Source organism: Klebsiella sp. CN_Kp106 (assembly GCF_040064575.1).
GTDB lineage: Bacteria > Pseudomonadota > Gammaproteobacteria > Enterobacterales > Enterobacteriaceae > Klebsiella > Klebsiella michiganensis.
On sequence record NZ_JBEAIG010000052.1, the window covers coordinates 1 to 20910 of the forward strand.

Annotated in this window: 18 protein-coding genes; 6 read left to right on the plus strand and 12 right to left on the minus strand. The window is 54.4% G+C overall.

Going from position 1 to position 20910, the window contains the following annotated elements; translation table 11 throughout:
• The 3 genes from ABLU96_RS17230 to ABLU96_RS17240 all read left to right on the plus strand — a co-directional run.
• A partial coding sequence (locus ABLU96_RS17230; protein WP_348862657.1) for a sodium ion-translocating decarboxylase subunit beta occupies positions 1-590 on the plus strand: 590 nt, incomplete at its 5' end.
• Positions 591-819: 229 nt separating this feature from the next.
• Complete coding sequence (locus ABLU96_RS17235) at positions 820-2448, plus strand: sensor histidine kinase (RefSeq protein ID WP_014227876.1); 1629 nt, start codon at positions 820-822, stop codon at positions 2446-2448.
• Positions 2441-3139 carry a response regulator gene (locus tag ABLU96_RS17240; RefSeq protein ID WP_049084038.1) on the plus strand — a complete coding sequence of 233 codons (699 nt, stop codon included), beginning with the start codon at positions 2441-2443 and terminating at the stop codon, positions 3137-3139. The genes ABLU96_RS17235 and ABLU96_RS17240 overlap by 8 nt, the downstream gene beginning before the upstream one ends.
• Before the next feature lie 45 nt (positions 3140-3184).
• On the opposite strand, the gene ABLU96_RS17245 is transcribed toward ABLU96_RS17240, so the two are convergent.
• On the minus strand, positions 3185-3814 hold the full coding sequence (locus ABLU96_RS17245; RefSeq protein ID WP_064406657.1) for a hypothetical protein: 630 nt from the start codon (positions 3812-3814) through the stop codon (positions 3185-3187).
• A 92-nt stretch (positions 3815-3906) separates the two neighbouring features.
• On the opposite strand from ABLU96_RS17245, the gene ABLU96_RS17250 reads away from it, so the two are divergent.
• Positions 3907-4851, plus strand: a complete 945-nt coding sequence (locus ABLU96_RS17250) for a LysR family transcriptional regulator (protein ID WP_064406659.1) — start codon at positions 3907-3909, stop codon at positions 4849-4851.
• 66 nt (positions 4852-4917) lie between these two features.
• Here ABLU96_RS17250 and ABLU96_RS17255 read toward each other — a convergent pair whose 3' ends face one another.
• The 4 genes from ABLU96_RS17255 to ABLU96_RS17270 form a co-directional block, all read right to left on the minus strand.
• Positions 4918-7206: a hydratase gene (locus ABLU96_RS17255; RefSeq protein WP_064406660.1), complete on the minus strand. Its 2289-nt coding sequence runs from the start codon at positions 7204-7206 to the stop codon at positions 4918-4920.
• Positions 7207-7275: 69 nt separating this feature from the next.
• The gene (locus tag ABLU96_RS17260; RefSeq protein ID WP_064406661.1) at positions 7276-8535 is read right to left on the minus strand and encodes an SLC13 family permease; all 1260 of its coding nucleotides are present in this window, start codon (positions 8533-8535) and stop codon (positions 7276-7278) included.
• A 145-nt stretch (positions 8536-8680) separates the two neighbouring features.
• Complete coding sequence (locus tag ABLU96_RS17265; protein ID WP_348862659.1) at positions 8681-10078, minus strand: anion permease; 1398 nt, start codon at positions 10076-10078, stop codon at positions 8681-8683.
• Positions 10079-10186: 108 nt separating this feature from the next.
• Positions 10187-11242: a 4-oxalomesaconate tautomerase gene (locus tag ABLU96_RS17270; protein WP_064378476.1), complete on the minus strand. Its 1056-nt coding sequence runs from the start codon at positions 11240-11242 to the stop codon at positions 10187-10189.
• A 280-nt stretch (positions 11243-11522) separates the two neighbouring features.
• Here ABLU96_RS17270 and ABLU96_RS17275 point away from each other — a divergent pair, with 280 nt between their 5' ends.
• Entirely contained in the window at positions 11523-12461 is a 939-nt protein-coding gene (locus ABLU96_RS17275; RefSeq protein WP_064406666.1) for a LysR family transcriptional regulator, read from the plus strand.
• A gap of 28 nt (positions 12462-12489) precedes the next feature.
• Here the strand turns inward: ABLU96_RS17275 and rihC are convergent, their stop codons facing one another.
• From rihC to ribF, 6 genes are all read right to left on the minus strand, one after another.
• Positions 12490-13404 (minus strand): ribonucleoside hydrolase RihC, encoded by a 915-nt coding sequence (rihC, locus tag ABLU96_RS17280; RefSeq protein ID WP_025108499.1) that lies wholly within the window; start codon positions 13402-13404, stop codon positions 12490-12492.
• Between the two features lie 65 nt (positions 13405-13469).
• A complete protein-coding gene (gene ispH / locus ABLU96_RS17285; protein WP_014227866.1) occupies positions 13470-14420 on the minus strand; it encodes a 4-hydroxy-3-methylbut-2-enyl diphosphate reductase in 951 nt (316 codons plus the stop codon).
• A gap of 1 nt (position 14421) precedes the next feature.
• The gene (gene fkpB / locus ABLU96_RS17290; protein ID WP_004098486.1) at positions 14422-14871 is read right to left on the minus strand and encodes an FKBP-type peptidyl-prolyl cis-trans isomerase; all 450 of its coding nucleotides are present in this window, start codon (positions 14869-14871) and stop codon (positions 14422-14424) included.
• 51 nt (positions 14872-14922) lie between these two features.
• Positions 14923-15423, minus strand: coding sequence for a signal peptidase II (gene lspA / locus ABLU96_RS17295; protein WP_004098485.1), 501 nt, complete (start codon positions 15421-15423; stop codon positions 14923-14925).
• Positions 15423-18239: an isoleucine--tRNA ligase gene (ileS, locus tag ABLU96_RS17300; RefSeq protein WP_014227864.1), complete on the minus strand. Its 2817-nt coding sequence runs from the start codon at positions 18237-18239 to the stop codon at positions 15423-15425. Before ileS ends, lspA begins: the two co-directional genes overlap by 1 nt.
• Before the next feature lie 44 nt (positions 18240-18283).
• Entirely contained in the window at positions 18284-19222 is a 939-nt protein-coding gene (ribF, locus tag ABLU96_RS17305; protein ID WP_004098483.1) for a bifunctional riboflavin kinase/FAD synthetase, read from the minus strand.
• Positions 19223-19552: 330 nt separating this feature from the next.
• Between ribF and rpsT the strand changes: the two genes are divergently transcribed.
• Complete coding sequence (rpsT, locus tag ABLU96_RS17310; protein ID WP_003018940.1) at positions 19553-19816, plus strand: 30S ribosomal protein S20; 264 nt, start codon at positions 19553-19555, stop codon at positions 19814-19816.
• 167 nt (positions 19817-19983) lie between these two features.
• Here rpsT and nhaR read toward each other — a convergent pair whose 3' ends face one another.
• Positions 19984-20883: a transcriptional activator NhaR gene (nhaR, locus tag ABLU96_RS17315; protein ID WP_014227863.1), complete on the minus strand. Its 900-nt coding sequence runs from the start codon at positions 20881-20883 to the stop codon at positions 19984-19986.
• Positions 20884-20910: the final 27 nt, after the last annotated feature.

Sequence of the window (20910 nt, forward strand, 5' to 3'; positions counted from 1 at the left end):
CGCCGATTATGAAGGCGCTGACCAGCGAGAAGGAGCGGAAAATCCGCATGGTGCAGCTGCGCACGGTGAGTAAGCGGGAAAAAATCCTCTTTCCGGCGGTGCTGCTGCTGCTGGTGGCGCTGCTGCTGCCGGACGCGGCGCCGCTGCTGGGGATGTTCTGCTTCGGCAACCTGATGCGCGAGAGCGGGGTGGTGGAGCGCCTGAGCGACACGGTGCAGAACGGGCTGATAAATATCGTGACCATTTTCCTCGGGCTGTCGGTGGGGGCCAAGCTGGTGGCGGACAAGTTCCTGCAGCCGCAGACGCTGGGGATACTGGTGCTGGGGGTGATTGCGTTCTGCGTGGGGACGGCGGCGGGGGTGCTGATGGCGAAGCTGCTGAACCTGTGCAGCCGGAACAAAATCAACCCGCTGATTGGCTCGGCCGGGGTGTCGGCGGTGCCGATGGCGGCCAGGGTGTCGAACAAAGTGGGTCTGGAGTCGGACGCGCAGAACTTTCTGCTGATGCACGCGATGGGTCCGAACGTGGCGGGGGTGATTGGCTCGGCGATTGCCGCCGGGGTGATGCTCAAGTACGTGCTGGCGATGTAAAAACGCGTTGTTCCCGGCTCGCGCTGCGCTTAGCCGGGCTACCCGCCCGGACGGGCGCCGCGCCCGCCTCCGGGAAATACCCCAGGCTACGGCGCAAAAGCCCGATCGGATGGTACGTAAAACATCGTATTCCTACTGGATGAGTTCTGAAATCAGTAAATCTGTGGGCCGATTCAGCGCCGTCGGCCCCTAAAAAAGAGAAAATGACCTTTTGATGTCAATTCGCCCAATGTTTGCCCGAAAAATCACGCACTGGTTTGCCCGACGTTCGTTTCAGAACCGCATCTTCCTGTTGATCCTGTTTACCTCGACAATCGTGATGCTGGCCATGTCATGGTATCTCACCAGCATTACGGAGGAACGCCTGCATTACCAGGTGGGACAGCGCGCGCTGATTCAGGCCATGCAGATCTCCGCCATGCCCGAACTGGTTGACGCGGTAGAAAAGCACGATTTACCGCGCATTAAAGAACTTATCGACCCGATGCGATCGTTTTCCGACGCCACCTATATCACCGTCGGTGACGCGAAAGGCCGGCGCCTGTATCACGTGAATCCAGAGGAAATCGGTAAATCGATGGAAGGCGGAGACAGCGACGAGGCGCTGTATAACGCCAAAAGCTACGTGTCGGTGCGTAAAGGATCGCTCGGTTCGTCATTACGCGGCAAGTCGCCGATCCAGGACAGCACCGGGAAGGTGATCGGTATTGTATCGGTGGGCTACACCATCGAACAGTTAGAAAACTGGCTGAGTCTGCAAATCGGATCGCTGATGATCCCGATGGCGATCATGCTGCTTCTGCTGCTCTACTGCGCCCGGCGCTTCTCGCTGCATATCAAAAAACAGATGCTGAATATGGAACCACAGCAGCTCTCACAGCTGCTTATCCAGCAGAGCGTCCTGTTTGAATCGGTCTTTGAGGGGCTGATAGCTATTGACTCCCACTACCGAATTACCGCCATCAATCAAACCGCAAGGAGGCTATTAAACCTGAGCCAGCCGGAAACCATTCTGATTGGCAAAAGCATCAGCAGCGTGATCTCTCAGGAGGCATTCTTCTATGACGCGCCGCAGACAAATAAAAAAGACGAAATCGTCACTTTTAATCAGATTAAAGTGATCGCCAGCCGTATGGCCGTCACGCTTAATAACGAGCCCCAGGGCTGGGTCATTAGCTTTCGCAGTAAAGACGATATCAACACTCTGAGCCTGCAGCTCAGCCAGGTCCAGCAGTACGCGGATAACCTGCGCGCCGTACAGCACGAGCATCGCAATCTGATCTCCACCATTGCCGGGCTGCTGTTTTTAAAACGCTACGATAACGCGCTGGATCTTATTCAGCAGCAGTCTGAGAGCCACCAGAAAGTGCTCGATTTTATTGCCCGCAATTTTAAAGTGAACCACCTTGCCGGGCTGCTGATCGGCAAATATTACCGCGCCAAAGAGCTCGGATTAGAGCTGGTCTTCGATCCCGCCTGTCACGTTGAAACCCTCCCCTCTTCGCTGTCGCATAATGAATGGATCTCGATCGTCGGCAATTTGCTGGATAACGCCTACAACGCCGCCCTACGTCAGCCGGCAGGTTCAAAGCAGATCGAATGCCTGATCAACAGCGAGGGCGGCGAAGCGATCGTCGAGATCGCCGACCAGGGCTGCGGGATTGAGGAATCGCTGCGCGATCGTATTTTTGAGCGCGGCGTGACCAGCAGCGACAGCGGCGATCACGGCATCGGACTCTGGCTGGTTCGCAGCTACGTTGAGCAGGCGGGCGGCAATATCGTCGTCGATGACAACATCCCTTTTGGCACTATTTTTACCCTTTATATCCCCCTGACCCGAGATGAACACCATGGATAGCATCACCACTCTCATCGTTGAAGACGAACCTATGCTGGCGGAAATTCTGGTGGATACCATCAAGCAATTTCCCCAGTTCGAAGTCATTGGCATTGCGGATAAACTGGAAAGCGCAAAAAAGATGCTTCGCCTCTATCAGCCCCAGCTCACCCTGCTGGATAACTTCTTACCCGATGGCAAAGGACTCGATTTGATCCGCCACGCCGTCAATACTCATTATAAAGGGCGCATCATTTTCATCACCGCCGACAACCATATGGATACCATCAGCGAAGCCCTGCGGATGGGCGTTTTTGATTACCTGATTAAACCCGTTCACTATCAGCGCCTGCAGCATACGCTTGAGCGTTTTGCCCGCTATCGCAGCTCTCTTCGCTCAAGCGAGCAGGCAAGCCAGACCCATGTTGACGCCCTGTTCAATATCCAGGCAAAAGAGCACGCGGAAGCCGCAGGCTCTCCGCTGCGGGGTATTGATGAGAGCACCTTTAATCGGGTATTACAGCTCTTTACCGACCCGGAAACGGTCCATACCGCAGACACCCTGGCCCGTATTCTCGGCAGTAGTAAAACCACCGCCCGCCGCTACCTTGAGCAGGGCGTTAAAAACGATTTCCTTGAGGCTGAAATCAGCTATGGCAAAGTCGGCAGACCGGAGCGGATTTATCACGGTAAACATCCTGCGCATATTTAAGCACCGGGAGATGCCCTGTTGAGTGTGCATCTCCTTTTCACTCGCTTATTCCACCGTGTAGCTGACAATAATTTGCCCTTTTTTCATCTTCACCTGGGAAATGACGATCTTACCCAGTTCGGACAAGCTGGCCACGTGCGTCCCGCCGCAGGGATAGCTCTGCATGTCGCCGAACCCGACCTTGCGCAGGCCATCGGCAAAAGTAAGCTGACGCGGTAAATTGTCTGCCTGCCAGGCCTCAACTTTTTCCAGCAGCGCGCTGGCCTCGGGCAGCCCGCCATGCGCGCCTGGGGCAAAAATAATACGGCTTTCTCCCGGCCAGTGATGTCCTTTGATCGGCTGCCAGCCCGACAGCTCCCCGGCCTGGGCAAGCGCGTGCCCGGCGGAGTGCAGACGCGCATGCAGCCGCCGGCTCTCTGGATCGATGCGGATCGTGACCTCGCCGGCCGGCAGCGGCTGTGAAACGATATGCGCCACGCTATCGCCGCGGCTAACCACGCCCTCGACGGCGAGGCCGGCAATCCAGCCGCGATCCGCCGGCTGCCCGCCGCCCTGCGGGTGAAACAGCGTGCGATCCAGCTCAATGGCATAGCGGCCATCGGCTTCGCTCAGGCAGTTGACGACTTGCGCAAGGCATTCCTCGGCGTCGCTGGTGTAATAAAGGCGTTCAGTCATGGTTGTCCTCCTCTCTGTCAGGACAGTATATTGATATTGCTGGCGGCGATAATCCCGCCTGACATCAACGCAATTTTGCTCCGGAAGCACAAATGAATCTGAGCCTACTGCCCGACCTCGCCCTGTTCGTACAGATTGTGGAACAGGGCAGCTTCTCCGCCGTCGCACGCCAGGCCGGCGCAACGCCTTCGGCGATCAGCCGCAGCGTCTCGCGCCTGGAGCAGGAGATGGGCTGCAAGCTGCTGCACCGCACCACGCGCAAGCTGCGCCTCAGCGATGCCGGGAAAATGGTGTATGAACATGCGCTGGAGATGCTGGAATCGGCGCGTATGGCCATGGACTCCGCCAGCAGTACCCAGGCGGTGGCGCAGGGCAAGCTCACGCTCAGCGTGCCGAAAGCCGTGGGACGGTTTGCCATTCACCCGCTGATGCTGGAATTTTTTAACCGCTACCCGAAGATCGACGTCTGTCTGCGGCTTGAGGATCGGGTTCTCGATTTTATTGATGACGGCATCGATCTGGCGCTGCGTATCACCCCTACCCCCTCGCCGGGGCTGCACGGTAAGCCTTTGATGACCATCAGCCACGTCATCTGCGCGACGCCCGGCTATCTGGAGCACTATGGAACGCCGCAAACGCCGCAGGATCTGCGCGAACATAGCTGTATCAGCCTTGGCGAGACGCCCGCCGATTCGCGCTGGAAGTTCCGCCGCGGGGAGAAAACGGAAACGATCCAGACCCACGGCCGCTACGCCGCCAACCATACGGCCGTGCGCCTTGATGCCGTGAAGCAGAATCTGGGCATCGGCAGCCTGCCGCTGTTTACCGCCCGTGAGGCGCTGGCGCGCGGCGAGATTGTGCAGGTTTTACCGGAGTGGGAGTTTATCAGCCTCTATTCCGGCCAGCTCTGGCTACTGTGGTCGGGCAATAAGCATATGCCCGCCAGAATGCGGGCGATGATTGATTATCTTAGCGAGAAGATGAAGCCGGCTTCAGGTAGCCCAGCTCTAACGCCGCGATCGAAAACCACGGAATAAGCGGCTATGAATAAAAACGGGGATGCGATATCACCCCCGTTGATTCATCTTGATGATCAATATCGTTTACTGATGGTGGGTTGTTAAGCGTAATTTATTATAATTAATCAGGCTTCCCGCCTTAATTATCTCCCGCTCTGCTGAGGTGAGCCCCTCCATGTAAAGAGAGATCTCTTTAATGGGGCGATCGTGGCCGATCACGAACGCGGTAATCTGACGAAGATCGGTTTCCAGGGCTGACCTGATCCCCGGGATATAGATGAAGTCGCCGACCTCAAACTCCGGCAGCGCCTTCATCTGCAATGGCAGCATTCCCCAGTTAATCACGTTCGAACGATAGCGCTTCGTGGCATACTGCTGGGCAATATTTGCCAGGCCACCAAGGACTCTCTGGCAGCTGGCGGCTTGCTCTCGTGCGGAACCATCGCCGGGTTTGACCGCATAAACCATGCTGCCAATCTCCGTCTGCTCAAGCGTGACATTTTCCTGCCCCGGCAGTTGGCGGATCCGGGAAAAAACCGCCTCAAGCTGCGGATCCAGGCGACAAGGATCGTCCCCCTCGATCCGTAATTTTTCCAGCGCCGCAATCTTCTTACTACGGCCGACATAGCCCGGATCGCGTCGCGAAAGGGTAAACTCAGCCAGCCCTAACGGATTGGAGCGAAATGATGAGGTTTCGCCTGATGGAATCAGTTCATCGGTGGTGGTCACCGGATCCATGATTTTTGAGGTCACGTTTAACAAAATATTGTCCGTCAGCTCACTCATCTCCGGCCAGTCTTTTATATTGGGGCCGTAGATCAGCGATTGCCGGGTCGCTCCTTTAATAAACCCTTGATAAACACGACTCCGATAAGGTGAAGCATCAAATTCATACTGCGGAATGTCTTCCCAGCAATCAAGCGCGGAAGCCGATGTCAGCACGCCCCCATTGGCAGCCGTCGCCGCTATGGAGCGGGCATCCATCAGCGCAACGGCCGACATTTGCCCATTCCCGGGTTTGGACCCTTCCCGGTTGGGAAAATTACGCGTCGTGTGGCGAATGCTCAGTCCATTATGCATGGGCGTGTCGCCTGCGCCGAAGCAGGGGCCGCAAAATGCGGTACGCATAATTGCGCCGGCGCTCAATAACGCGGTGGTCATGCCCTTTTTAGTCAGGTCCATCAACACCGGCTGGGAAGAGGGGTATATCGCGAGAGAGAAAGCGCTATCGCCGCAGGCGTGATTTTTCAAGGCATGAGCCGCTTCGACCACGTTAACATAATTTCCGCCAGCGCAGCCGGCGATGATCCCCTGCTGAATCCGCAGCTTCCCATGTTCGACTTTATCCAGCAGAGAGAGCCTGGCGCGTCCCTGGGAAATGTTATCCGCCGCAATCTCAACCTCGTGCAAAATATCCTGCAAATTCTCATTAAGCGTATCAATTTCATATACGTTGGCAGGGTGAAAAGGCAAGGCGATCATCGGCTTGATGGTGCTTAAATTCACTTCTATGCAGCCATCATAGTAGGCCATCTCTTTTGCTGAGAGCGGACAATAGTCCTGTTCCCTGCCGTGAATACGCAGGTAGTTTTTTGTCTCTTCATCCGTTTGCCAGATGGACGATAAACAGGTGGTCTCCGTGGTCATCACATCTACGCTATTCCTGAAGTCGGTAGACATTGTCGCCACCCCAGGCCCCACAAACTCCATAACTTTATTTTTCACATAACCGCGCTCGAACACCGCGCCAATTATCGCCAGGGCAATATCCTGAGGGCCAACGCCGGGCGAGGGTTTTCCTGTCAAATACACGGCGACAATCTCAGGATAATCAATATCCCAGGTCTCTCCGAGCAGTTGCTTAACCAACTCGCCGCCCCCCTCGCCAACCGCCATGGTCCCTAAAGCGCCATAGCGCGTATGGCTGTCTGAGCCCAGGATCATTTTCCCACCGCCGGCCATCATCTCGCGCATATATTGATGAATAACTGAGATATGGGGCGGGACATAAATGCCGCCATATTTTTGCGCTGAGGACAAACCAAATATATGATCGTCGCTGTTGATAGTGCCGCCGACAGCGCAAAGCGAATTATGGCAATTCGTCAGAACATAGGGTAATGGAAAACGTTCCATTCCCGAGGCCTTAGCAGTCTGGATGATGCCCACAAAAGTAATATCGTGGGAGGCCATTGAATCAAATTTAATTTTTAACTGCTGTTCATTCCCTGAAGTATTATGGGCGGAGAGGATCGACCACGAGATCGTTCCCTTGCGCGCCTCATGCTTCTCTAACGCGACTGACCCCTTATCAGCAGCAATAATACCGTGCTGGTGTGATATATAGACTCCGTGGTCATACAATTTAATCATCACATATATCCTTAGATGTTGAAAAAACACGCCTGACATTAGCCATTCGGTAAAAATGGCTGACCGCGATTAATAAAATGGGAAGAAAACAGGCAGCAAAATAAAGCTGACAATGACCGATATCAAAATAAGCGGCAATCCAACCTTAACGTAATCGACAAATTTGTAGCCACCCGCGGAAAAAATCATCATATTGGCCGGGGTGCCCACCGGCGTTGCGTAAGCACATGAACAGCCGATAACAATCGCCATTAACACCGCCCGGGGATCGGCGCCCATAGAGTGAGCAATAGACAGGCCAATCGGCATTAATAAAGCGGCAGTTGCCGTATTCGACATGAAATTGGTTAACGCGCAGGAGATTATCAATACGGCGCTCAGAAGTAAGAAAGGCGACGCCTGCTGGCCTAATAACGCGATAATTGAGCGCGCCATAATGGCGCCAGCGCCGGTGGTTTCCAGCGCTTTTGCTAATGCCAGAGTGCCGCCGAATAGGAAAATCGTCTGCGAGTCGATAGCCTGGTAAGCCTGTTTTTCCGTAATGACCCGGGTCACAATCAACGACAATGCGCCAATTGAACCGACGATCGCAATCGGCAAACCCAGCTGTTTTTCGAAAATCATGCCCAGTACGGTCAGGATTAATACCGATAGCGCAATCACCTGCTTATATTTCGGGCATGCCTGCGCTTTAATATTATTAACACGTTGAGGCTGGGCCGCATTCGTTTTTGGCAATATGCGATAGCCGATCGTCACAAAATAGAGTATGCCGCAGGCCAGCATTGGAATGCCTAGCTTAGCATATTCAAAAAACCCGAAGCGTTGACCAACCTGCTCCAGCGCCGACTGTGCGATCAGATTGCCGGGTGAGCCGATCAGCGATAAATTTCCCCCCAGCGCCGAGGCAAAAGCCAGCGGCATAAGCAAGCGCGACCGGGCATATCCTGATTTCATCGCTGCGCCAATCACCACAGGAATGAGGACCGCCGCCGTGCCGGTATTGGATAGCAGCCCGGAAAGCGTTCCGCAGACCAGCATAATGACGACTATCAGCTGCTTTTCTGTCCTGGCGTAGCGTGTAACCATACTACCAATTTTATCCGTCACCCCGGTTTCGAATAAGGCGCCGCCAACCACAAACATAGCCACAAACAAAATCACATTTTGATTAATAAAACCGGCAAAAGCCGTTTTGACATCAAAAACCCCGGTCACCACCAGAGTAATACAAACAATCATGGCCGTTACCGCTAAAGGTATTTTTTCCCAAACAAACATGACAATAGAAAAAACCAATAGCGACAACGTAATCGTAACTGGAGACATAAATATATCGCACCTCACCTTGCTAAAAGGCTATGTTTTCTTAATAAGAGGACTTCCCCCCCGGGCATCAGAGGATGCCCGGGCAAACCTTCATCTCCTTAAAGATTATTTAAATTACTCCCCAGGCGATTAACATCTCCCACCACTATACTCCGAGGGTGATTTGCAGAATAAAAGTCAGCAATGCTAATATCCCACCAATAATCCACCATGATTTGATATCATTATAGCCAACGCCAAAAATAACTGGCCCTGCCGCACCGCCGTAGTGGGTTACCATGCCACCATAAGAGTTGCTGAATAATAGCGCGAGCGCGGTGAGCATTATCGGTGCGCCAGAAACATTCGCCAGCATGGCAAAGACCGGTACCATCGCGACAATATAAGCACTCCCTGACGCGAAGAAATAACGAACCAATATGCTCAGTGCGACAATCACAATAAAAGCGATATTGCCGTGGCCATCAAAGGAAATATTATTTTTAAGCGCCTCTGCAAGCCATACGAAAAATCCAACCTTAGAGAGCAATGAGCTTAAACCAATAATGCCCCCGTACCAGATGAGCGTATTCCATCCTCCTTTATTCTTAATCACGTCATCCCAGGTGACGATTTTCAATACCAGCATCAGCGCCATTACGCAGATTGCAACGGTAGACTCATTGACCCCCAGGGCGCTGCTGAATACCCAACCGCCGAGCGCAAGAACAAAGAGGCAAGACAGCATCTTCTCCCGCACCGTCATCGGCCCCAAAGCGTCTATGCCTGTCTGAGCGATCTTTTTATTATCAACCCGCTTTAATTCTGGCGGATACAGCTTGTAGGTAATCAGCGGCGTCAGCAGCAACATAATGATGCCAGGTAGTCCTGCGGCCAGCGCCCATCCTCCCCAGCTCAATTTTATGTGGCAAATATCTTCGATCATTTTCAGCGCAAGGATATTCCCGGCCATGGCGGTGAAGAACATGTAGCTGGTCGTTTTAGTGACCATATAGATGTTCAGCATGAGGTAGTGGCCCACGCGCTTCGCGCTCCGCTCCGGCTCTGACCCTAAGGCGACGGCGACGCTATTGATTATGGGTAAGACGATGCCGCCAGCGCGGGCCGTATTCGACGGCGTGGCGGGCGCCAGAATCAGGTCAAGAAAAGCGGTAACATAGCCAAGGCCCAACGTCGTGCTGCCAATCTTGCCGATAAGAATATAAGCAATTCTTTTACCCAATCCGGTAATCACAAATGCCGCGCTCAGGGTAAATGCAGAAAAGACTAACCAGGTGGTACCTGATGAGTATCCGCTTAATACGCTGGCGGCTTTTATCGAACCGTCACCCAAATTGCCCACAATCACCATTGATGCCGCAACGGCGATCAGCAATACCACGGGTTCAGAAAACGGTTTAATTACTAAACCTACAATCGCTGCCAGATAGATACCGGATAATACCCAGGCAAGTGTTGATAATCCTTCCGGCGCCGGGCATAAACTGATGAGTAACGGTATTGCTATAATAACAAGCAGCTTCCATAATTTATTATTTTGCATTTCCATTCCTTACCTGCACTCAATATTTGAGGATGCTTATTGAACGTATTCACATGCCTCCCCTCTCCTCTTCTACGGTGGATTGATAGATAATCGGAGGGTGGATATTTATTCGGTGATGTAAACCGTTCCTGAAAGGATTTTCCGCGCGGTACGTATAACCGATGCCCGAATATCCTCCGGGCGCTCAGCAGTATGACTTAAATCGACGTCGATCCCTCCGCTGGGATGTTCGACTGTAATAACGCCATCGCCCGATAGCTTCGTCAGTTCATTCGCAATAGTGCCTGGAATAACACATGCGCTTGCCAGACCGATAGCGCCGGTAATCGCCAGCGATTTATGACAGTTATGCGGCATAAAATAACGTACATTTATCGTTCCGCCGCTTAGCGCCGGAGAAATCAGAACCGGTTTAGGGATAACCATATTGCTCACATCCCCAAACCCCATCGCCTTCCCGGCCTGACGGCGAATAGATTCCAGCGATTTGAGTAAGGCTGTATCCCGATCTAATTCGCTGGCAGATTCATATCCGGTTTTTCCCAGACTCTGGGCCGGGATCACCACCATAGGCATCGCCATATCAATACAGGTCACTCGCACATTATCAAAAACTTCCATACGATTGCCCGTTGGGAAAAGCTGGCCGGATTTTGCGCCCGCGGCATTCAGAAAAGTCAGCGCAACCGGCGCGGCATGGCCTGGAACGCCATCGATTTGCGTATTGCCTTCATAAATAACCTTTCCATCTGGTGTTTGAACGTCAGCGTCAACAAAGGTATTGGTGTTCACATTTCTTATACGCACTCGCGTAACCGGCGACAGCGCCTTAACCAACCCATGTTCAATGGCAAAGCCGCCAACCGCGCACAGCATATTGCCGCAGTTTGGCGTCGTATCCACCCGCCGTTCATTGACGATGACCTGAACAAACAGATAATCGATATCCGCTTTGTCGCTAAGGGATTGGCTAATAATGGCCACTTTACTGGTTTGCGGGCTCCCTCCGCCAATACCGTCAATCTCCAGCTCGTGACCGGATCCCATTATGGTTAACAAGCACTCATCACGTTTCTGAATATCCTTGGGTAAATCATCTGCTAATAGAAAGGCACCTTTTGATGTCCCTCCACGCATTAATACACAGGGAATGCTCTTCATAGCATGTTCCTTATCCGCCAGAAATAAATAGAAGAATTGAATAAAATGCCGCGTGAATTTAATTGGTTTTATGTTCTTTAAGGTTTTTATTTACTTAATTAACGGCCAGATAAATCACGCCAGGTATTTTACCAATGCATTCTACTTGCAAGAATTTCGCTGGTTGATAAAATTTTGCCATAAGAGTTATTCCTGCTAAGTATTAATAAAAAAGCATGTCTGCTTAATAATGACTTGTCGTCTACTTAGAACAACGCTTATTAAACCCTACGGAGCAATAATGAAAAATGAACTATCCGGTATGAAAGCTTTCGTCACGGTGGCAGAGCTTGGCTCATTTAGCAAAGCCGCCGAGCAGCTCAGCCTCTCACAGCCGGCACTCACCAAAAAGATAAAAAAAATAGAGAGTCATCTGAATATTACGCTGTTCGAACGAACCACGCGAAAACTTGCGCTTACCCAGGCCGGAAAAATACTTCTCCCCAAGGCCAAAGCGTTGATTTCCAGTCTTGATGCGGCAATATTTAACCTCAACGATTCAACGTCTCAATTACATGATACCGTTACGCTATCTTGCATTCCGACCGCCGTATTTTACTTTTTACCGCGCGCTATCGTGCAATTTAATAAAAACTACCCCAACATCAAAGTACGAATTTATGAACAAGGTATAGAAACGTGCATGAACTCGGTACGAAAAGGCGAAGTTGATTTTGGAATAAACATGAACTTCATCACATATCCAGACATCGATTTTATCCCCCTGGTGAATGAACCTTTTGTTCTGGCCTGTCGGCAAGACCACCCTCTGGCGTGTCGAAAATTAGTCGAATGGCGGGAACTGGTGAGCCAGACCTTAATCGGCGTCAGGAAATCAAGCGGCAACCGACAGTTAATAGAGAAATGCCTGGCGGATAAGCCCTGGCGACTGGATTGGTTTTATGAAGTCAGGCATTTGTCGACCTCGCTCGGCCTTGTCGAAGCCGGACTGGGCGTCTCGGCGCTTCCCTGTCTGGCAATGCCCCATAGCGGCAATAGCACCGTCGTGAGCGTTCCGCTCGTGGAGCCGGTTATCCGGCGGACGCTTGGTATGATCCGCGTAAAGAACAGACCTCTCTCCGCGGCGGCAGAACGATTAGCTTCGCTCTTACTGCTTATGTGGACGGATGAAGCGGGCGCGCTATGGCGCAACGTCGTTGATGCCACTCACAATACCTGAGCGCCTCGCCGGCCGCTTCGTCCCCCGGTTAAGGCGCCAGGGCAATCACCTCGGCCGCCCAGCGCTGAAATCCTTCGACGTCCAGCCCCAGCGCCACCCGAGCATTTGCCGGCTGGCCCAGCCTGCCCTCGATATCAACCACCGTGGTGCCTGAGGTCCATGTGCCCTGGGTTTCTACCGCCACAAAGCACGGTTCAAGGGTAAAGAGCTGCGGGCGAACCAACCACGCAATCGCGCACAGGTCGTGCATACGCAGCCCGCTGCTCATGCTGCCGCTACGGTAGTGGCTAAACAGCGCGTGCAGCATTTTCCCGGTCTGATTCAACGTTGGCAGAGTGGCGAGGTAATCCGGCGCCAGCATCGCCTGATTGGTGACGTCCAGCCCGCACATGACGATATCCAGCCCGCTGTTGAACACTTTAGCCGCCGCTTCCGGGTCGATGGCGATGTTAAATTCCGCATTCGGCGTAAAGTTGCCGCGCCCGGCGGAGCCGCCCATGATCACCAGGCGACGGATGTTAAAGCGACATTCCGGGTACTGGGTCAGCAGAAGCGCAATGTTGGTTAAAGGGCCGATCGCCACCAGCGTCATCGGCTCCGGGGCGTGCATCAGCGCGTCGCGGATCGCCTGAAACGCCGGTTTCGCCAGCGGCTGGCGGTGATGTTCAACGAAATCGTAGCCTTCCATTCCGGACTCGCCGTGCACCGAGGCGGCGTCGCGCAGAGGGCGAACCAGCGGCATCGACGCGCCCTGGGCCAGGGGAACATCGGCGTTCCAGAAATGCAGAAGCTGAAGGGCGTTGCGTGTCGTTTTCTCCACCGACACGTTGCCCGCCACCGTAGTCATCAGCTGCAGATCAAGCTCGGGGGCAAACAGCGCGGCGGCAATCGCCGCGGCGTCATCAATGCCGGGATCGGTATCCAGAATGATAGGTAAGCGCATCGTTTCTCCATAAAAAATGCCAGACGTTAAGTCTGGCATCTTCTCATACTGCGGCGGAAAAGAACTTACTCTACTTCACGGACATCTACGCGCAGCTCTTTCGGCACCTCGAAAACGATGTTCTCTTCGCGGCCTTCCAGCGGCACCGCTTCTCCGCCGCCCAGCTCCTGCAAACGCGAAATCACGTTCTGTACCAGGATATCCGGCGCCGATGCGCCCGCGGTCACGCCGACGCAATCCGCTTCTTTGACCCAGGCTTCCTGGATATCGGTCGCGTCGTCAATCAGATAGGCCGCTTTCCCCATCCGCTGCGCCAGCTCGGCCAGGCGGTTAGAGTTCGAGGAGTTCTTCGACCCCACCACCAGCACCACGTCGGCCTGCCCGGCCAGCGCGCGGACGGCTTCCTGGCGGTTAGTCGTGGCGTAGCAGATATCATCTTTACGCGGCCCGACGATTTTCGGGAAACGCTCGCGCAGAGCGTCAATCACGTCGGAGGTATCGTCGACGGAGAGCGTCGTCTGGGTCATAAACGACAGCTTAGCGTCGTTTTTCACGTCCAGCGTCCAGACATCGTCCGGCGATTCCACCAGGTACATCCCCCCCTGCGGGTTGCTGTACTGCCCCATGGTACCTTCAACTTCCGGGTGACCGGCGTGGCCAATCAGAATGGACTCTTCGCCGCGGCGGCTGGCGCGGGCGACTTCCATATGCACTTTAGTCACCAGCGGGCAGGTGGCGTCAAAAACCGTCAAATCGCGGCTTTTCGCCTCGTTGCGAACGGCCTGAGAGACGCCGTGGGCGGAGAAAATCAGGATGGCGCCGTCCGGCACTTCGCTAATCTGCTCGATAAAAATAGCGCCGCGTTGACGCAGGCTGTCGACAACATAGCGGTTGTGCACGACTTCATGACGCACGTAGATCGGCGCGCCGTATAGCGTCAGCGCGTTTTCAACAATGCTGATAGCGCGGTCAACGCCTGCGCAGAAGCCGCGCGGGTTAGCCAACAGAATCTGCATTTTACCCCTCCAGCGCCGGATCGATCTCCAGCACTTCAACATCAAAATGAACGGTACGCCCGGCCAGCGGATGATTGAAATCAACGGTGATCGAATCGCCGTTCACTTCGCGGATCACGCCGGGCATTTCGCTGCCATCCATTGCGGTAAAAAGCATAATCGCGCCGACTTCCGGCTCGCCCGCGTCGATAAACTCCCGGCGCGAGAAATATTGAATCAGATCCGGGCTCGGTACGCCAAACGCGGCGTCCGGCTCCAGCGAAAAGGTGGTTTTATCCCCTTCTTTCAGCCCCAGCAGATGCTGTTCAAGACCTTCAGAAAGCGAGGTATCGCCCAAGCGAAAGAGCGCGGGTTTACCGTTATTGCGGGTTGACTCTGCGGTGGAGCCATCGTCGAGCTTTAAGGTGAAGTGCACCAGCACCGCACTGTTGCTCTGTACTGATTTAGACATGCAGGTTGCTCACTTGTTTTGCCCGGCGGCGCCGCCGCCGGGCGAGTTTTGTTACGCCTGTTTCTTCGCAGCCGCGTTCGGTAAGAAGCCTTCCAGCACAATCAGCGCCGCGCCGATGCAGATAGCGGTATCGGCGAGGTTGAAGGTGGCGAAGTGCCAGTTCCCAACGTAGAAATCGATCATATCGACGACAAAACCATGCCACAGCCTGTCGAATAAATTCCCCAGCGCGCCGCCAATAATCAGGGCGTAGGCAATATTATTCAGCTTTTGCGTCGCCTTAGAACGATACATCAGCACCGCAAGGATCACGCAGATACCGATAGCGATACCGGCGAAGAACCAGCGCTGCCAGCCGCCGCTGTCGGCGAGGAAGCTAAAAGCCGCGCCATAGTTGCGCGCATAGTGCAGATTAAGCGATGGGAACAGCGATACCGTATCCCCCAGAGCGAAGTTCTGGAGGATCAGGAATTTACTGCCTAAATCGATAATCAGCACGGCTACGACGACCCACAGCCAGCGTAGCCCCGTTGAACAAATCGGTTTACTCATCAGGCAAACTTACGTTTTTCGCCGTCACCGGCGATGTTGCTGACACAGCGTCCGCAGATATCCGCGTGTTCCGCCACCTTGCCGATATCCGTGGTGTAATGCCAGCAGCGCGGGCACTTGTCACCTTCGGCTTTACTCAGCACGACTTTCAGACCTTTGAGCAGTTCACTCTGCCAGGCGTCGGCCGGAGCCTGCGCATAATCGGCAACGTTCGCCCCTGAGGTCAACAGGACAAATCGCAATTCATCGCCCAGCGCGTTCAGCTTCGCCGCGAGATCGGCATCGGCGTACAGCGTTACCGCCGCTTCCAGAGAGCCGCCCACCTGCTTGTCCGTACGAGCCTGTTCGATAACCTTGTTGACTTCTCCACGCACCTTCAGCAGCGCGTCCCAGAAGCCGTCGTTCATCGCTTCGTCAGCGTCCAGGCCAAACAGGCCGGTATACCATTCGCCGGTAAAGACGTATTTCTCGCGGTCGCCCGGCAGGTAACCCCAGATTTCGTCAGCGGTGAAGGACATGATCGGCGCCATCCAGCGCACCAGCGCCTCGGCAATATGGTACAGCGCGGTCTGGCAGCTACGACGCGCGATGCTGTCAGCCTTGGTGGTGTACTGGCGATCTTTAATGATATCGAGCCAGAACGAGCCCATTTCGATGGAGCAGAAGCGCATCAGGCGCTGCACCACTTCGTGGAAGTCATAGGATTCGTAGGCTTTGACGATATCGTCCTGCGCCGCTTGCGCGCAGCCTACTGCCCAGCGGTCCAGCACGACCATCTCTTCCGGTTTCACCATATCTTTTGCCGGATCGAAACCGTTGAGGTTCGCCAGCAGGAAGCGCGCGGTGTTACGGATACGACGATAGCTGTCAGCGGCGCGTTTGAGGATCTCGTCAGAGACCGCCATTTCGCCGGTGTAATCGGTGGAAGCCACCCACAGGCGCAGAATATCCGCGCCCAGCTTGTTCATCACGTCCTGCGGAGAAACGGTGTTGCCGATAGACTTGGACATCTTGCGGCCCTGGCCATCAACGGTAAAGCCGTGGGTCAGTACCTGGCGGTAAGGCGCTTTGCCCTTCATCGCGGTAGAGATCATCAGGGATGACATAAACCAGCCGCGGTGCTGGTCGGAGCCTTCCAGATACATATCGGCGGCGTGACCGGCGAATTCAGGACGCACGTCAACGACGGAAGAGTGGGTCGAGCCGGAGTCAAACCAGACGTCCAGCGTATCCGGCACCTTCTCGTAGCTATCCGCGTCGGCGCCGAGGATGTCGCGGGAATCGAGATCCCACCACGCCTGGATGCCGTCGACTTCTACGCGTTTCGCCACTTCTTCCATCAGTTCCAGCGTGCGCGGATGCAGCTCTTGCGTCTCTTTATGCACGAACAGCGACATCGGTACGCCCCAGGTGCGCTGACGGGAGATACACCAGTCAGGACGGTTGGCGACCATCGATTCGATACGCGCCTGGCCCCAGTCTGGGATCCACTGCACGCCTTTGATTTCGGAAAGCGACTGTTTGCGCAGACCTTTTTGATCCATGCTCACGAACCACTGCGGCGTGGCGCGGAAGATGATCGGCGTTTTGTGACGCCAGCAGCACGGGTAGCTGTGCTGCATTTTTTCAACGTGCAGCAGCGCGCCTTTTTCTGACAGCAGCGCAACGACAACATCGTTGGCTTTAAAGACGTTTACGCCGTCCAGCGTTGGATAGGTTCCCGGCAGATAGGCGCCGTCCGGGCCAACCGGGTTCGCCACTTCCAGGCCATATTTTTGACCGATGACATAGTCATCCGGACCATGGCCTGGCGCGGTATGCACCGCACCGGTACCCGCGTCCAGCGTGACGTGATCGCCCAGGATCGCCGGGACGTCAAAATCGAGGAACGGGTGCTTAAAGCGCATCAGCTCCAGCTCGGCGCCGTTCACCACCGCCAGGATGGTGTAATCAGCAATGCCGGCGCGCTTCATCACGCTGTCGACCAGGTCTTTTGCCAGGATCAGCGCCTGACCGTCAACCTGCACCAGCGCATAGTCAAACTCCGGGGAGAGCGAGATGGCGCGGTTCGCCGGCAGGGTCCACGGGGTGGTGGTCCAGATAACCAGAGAAACCGGGCCGTTGACATCGGCCACGCCAAATTTCGCCAGCACCGCCGCTTTATCGGCCGCGTGGAACGCCACGTCGATGGACGGAGAGGTTTTGTCGTAATACTCGACTTCCGCTTCAGCCAGCGCGGAGCGGCAGTCTACGCACCAGTGCACCGGCTTAGCGCCTTTGTGCAGGTGGCCGTTGCCGATGATTTTACCCAGCGCGCGGATGATGTTGGCTTCGGTTTTGAAGTCCATGGTCAGGTACGGATGCGACCAGTCGCCCAGCACGCCCAGACGGATAAAGTCTTTACGCTGTCCGTCAACCTGGGTTGCGGCGTATTCACGGCACTTAGCGCGGAACTCGGCGGCGGTGAATTTCTCACCCGGCTTGCCGTACTCCTGCTCCACTTTCAGCTCGATCGGCAGACCGTGGCAGTCCCAGCCCGGTACGTACGGAGAGTCATAGCCCGCCAGCCCTTTGGACTTAACGATAATGTCTTTCAGAATCTTGTTAACCGAGTGACCAATATGAATGCTGCCATTCGCATAAGGAGGGCCATCATGCAGAATGAAGGTTTTTTTGCCTTTTTTGGCTGCACGAATGATGCCGTACAGGTCATCATCGGTCCAACGCGCCAGCATTCCCGGTTCACGCTTGGCGAGGTCGCCGCGCATCGGGAACCCTGTTTCCGGCAAATTCAGGGTCGATTTATAGTCACTCATCAGATTCTCGGTTCCGTATTTCGGTTTGATAAACACCGTCAGGGTTATGCCTGGCCGGTTAGCCCAAAGAAGTCGCGGGCCGTTAACTCATCACGTGCGATTTGCGTTTTCAGCTCATCAAGCGACGCAAATCGCTGCTCGTTACGTATTTTTTTACGCAGTATTACATCTATATGGCGACCGTAGAGGTCCATTACAACATCCAGGAGATGAACTTCCAGCTGCTGACGCACGCCGGAGACCGTTGGACGAGTACCAATGTTGGCGACGCCCATAAAAGGTTTGTCGCCAAGCCCTGTCACTTCTACCGCATAGACCCCTTTTACCGGGGAAACCTGACGGCGCAGCGGTAAATTCGCCGTCGGGAAGCCTATTGTGCGCCCGAGCTCATCGCCGTGCACGACGCGACCGGAGATAGTAAACGGATGCCCCAGCAGCGTCTCCGCGAGGGGCAGATCGTCGTCCGCCAGCGCCTGACGTACCGCCGTGCTGCTGATGCGCACGCCGCCTTCACAGAAGGTTTGAGTGCTGGTGACGTCAAAGCCGAACTCCACGCCGGCTTTTTGCAGTAACAAGAAATCCCCCTGGCGACCGGCGCCAAAGCGGAAATCATCGCCAACGGCGAGGAACTGGACGCCCAGCTGGCGCACCAGCAGTTCGCTGATAAAGTCCTGGGCGGTCAATGCCGCAAAGCGCCGATCGAAGCGCACGCACAGTACGTAATCGACGCCGCTTTCGGCCAGATAATTCAGCTTCTCACGCAGGCGCGTTAAACGCGCGGGCGCTTTATCGGCGGCAAAAAGCTCAAGCGGCTGTGGTTCAAAAATCATCACCACCACCGGTAAGCCACGCTGGCGACCTTCTGCGCGCAAACGCTGCAATAATGCCTGGTGCCCGCGATGCACGCCGTCAAAATTTCCAATGGTCAGCACACACCCGTGCGGGGCCTGACTGAGATTATGTATGCCGCGTATCAGCTTCATGTCTGGCTCAAAACAGTGAAAATCGTCCGAGTATACCTTGTACAACTGGCGACGTTAACCAGCGATTGCACCTCTTCACCGAAAGATCCCGGGAATTCATTCACTCAGCGCGAGATTGCGGGAAAATCTCTCCGGGGTCGTCGATTTTTATGGTCGAAAGGCTGTATTCGCCTGCAACAAGCTGGTAGAATCTTGCGCCATCACTACGTAATAAAGCGTTGTTAGTTTAAACGACGCTTATTTGCACAAATCCATTGACAAAAGAAGGCTAAACGGGCATTCTCCTCGGCCTTTGAATTGTCCATATAGAACACATTTGGGAGTTGGACCTTGGCTAATATCAAATCAGCTAAGAAGCGCGCCGTTCAGTCTGAAAAGGCCCGCAAGCACAACGCTAGCCGTCGCTCTATGATGCGTACTTTCATCAAGAAAGTATACGCAGCTATTGAAGCTGGCGACAAAGCTACTGCACTGAAAGCATTTAACGAAATGCAACCAATCGTGGACCGTCAGGCTGCTAAAGGTCTGATCCACAAAAACAAAGCTGCGCGTCATAAAGCAAACCTGACCGCTCAGATCAACAAACTGGCTTAATCGCCTGCTTGTTGTCGCTTTGTAAAAAAACCCGCGAAAGCGGGTTTTTTTATGCCTGTCGTTTATCACGTAATACGTCACGACTCGCGTTCTGGTTATCGCAGCCAGCTCATGCTTCCGCATGAACTGGTGCGGCGTTTTCCCGCGCGGCAAGAAACCGTTCTGGCCTATGCCTGAGGCGGCGTAAAGAGCGCCGAATAGTCGCGATGACAAATACGCTGCACCGCCGGATGCTGGATCATTCGTTCGGCAAAGATGGCGTGATACTCCTCCATGACGTTGTCCATGCGTCCGATCTCGACTATCGACTCATCGCTATAGAAATCATGCGCATAGAGCGTCGGTGCGACAAATATCGCATTGTGCGCCGCGCCGAAGGCCTTCATCAACGCCGCATCATCAAACTCGCCCAGAATTTCCACCTGCAAACCCTGCGAGTTAAACCAGTTCAGCAGCTTGCGCCCTAACATGGAACGGCGGCCGGGAATCAGCAGTCGACGTTCTTCCAGACAGCCGGGGAACGGTTTTTCCGGCGGCGGATTCATGCACCAGAAGCTCACGCTGCACTCGCCGATTTTCACCGAAAACAGCCCTTCCTGCTGGGTGGAATCGATGGGGCAGTCGGAGATAATCATATCGAGTTTATGCTGGCTTAGCTGCTCCAGCAGCATTTCGTGGGTCGACTCGAAGCAGCGTAAATGGATCTGTTCATTCTCGACGACCGCGGCATCCAGTACGCCGCTCACCAACCTTTTCGACAGCGCGTCCGCAACGCCAACATCAAACAGCAGATTCGACTCTTTACGGTAGTTAACGATGTCGAGCATTTCCTGGCTCAGCGTAAACATGCGATCCGCATAGCGGAACACCAGTTCACCTAATTCGCTAGGCTCCAGCCCCCTTCCTTTGCGCTTGAACAATTTCCCCTGCAGGCGTTCTTCCAGCGCCTTAATTTGCCCGGTAATGGTCTGCGGCGTCAGGAACAGCGCTTCCGCCGCGCCAACAACGGAGCCCTCTTTATAGACATGCCAGAAGTAGTACAGGTGGTTGTAGTTGATATGCGACATGCTTCTCTCCCTGATAATGTCCAGGAG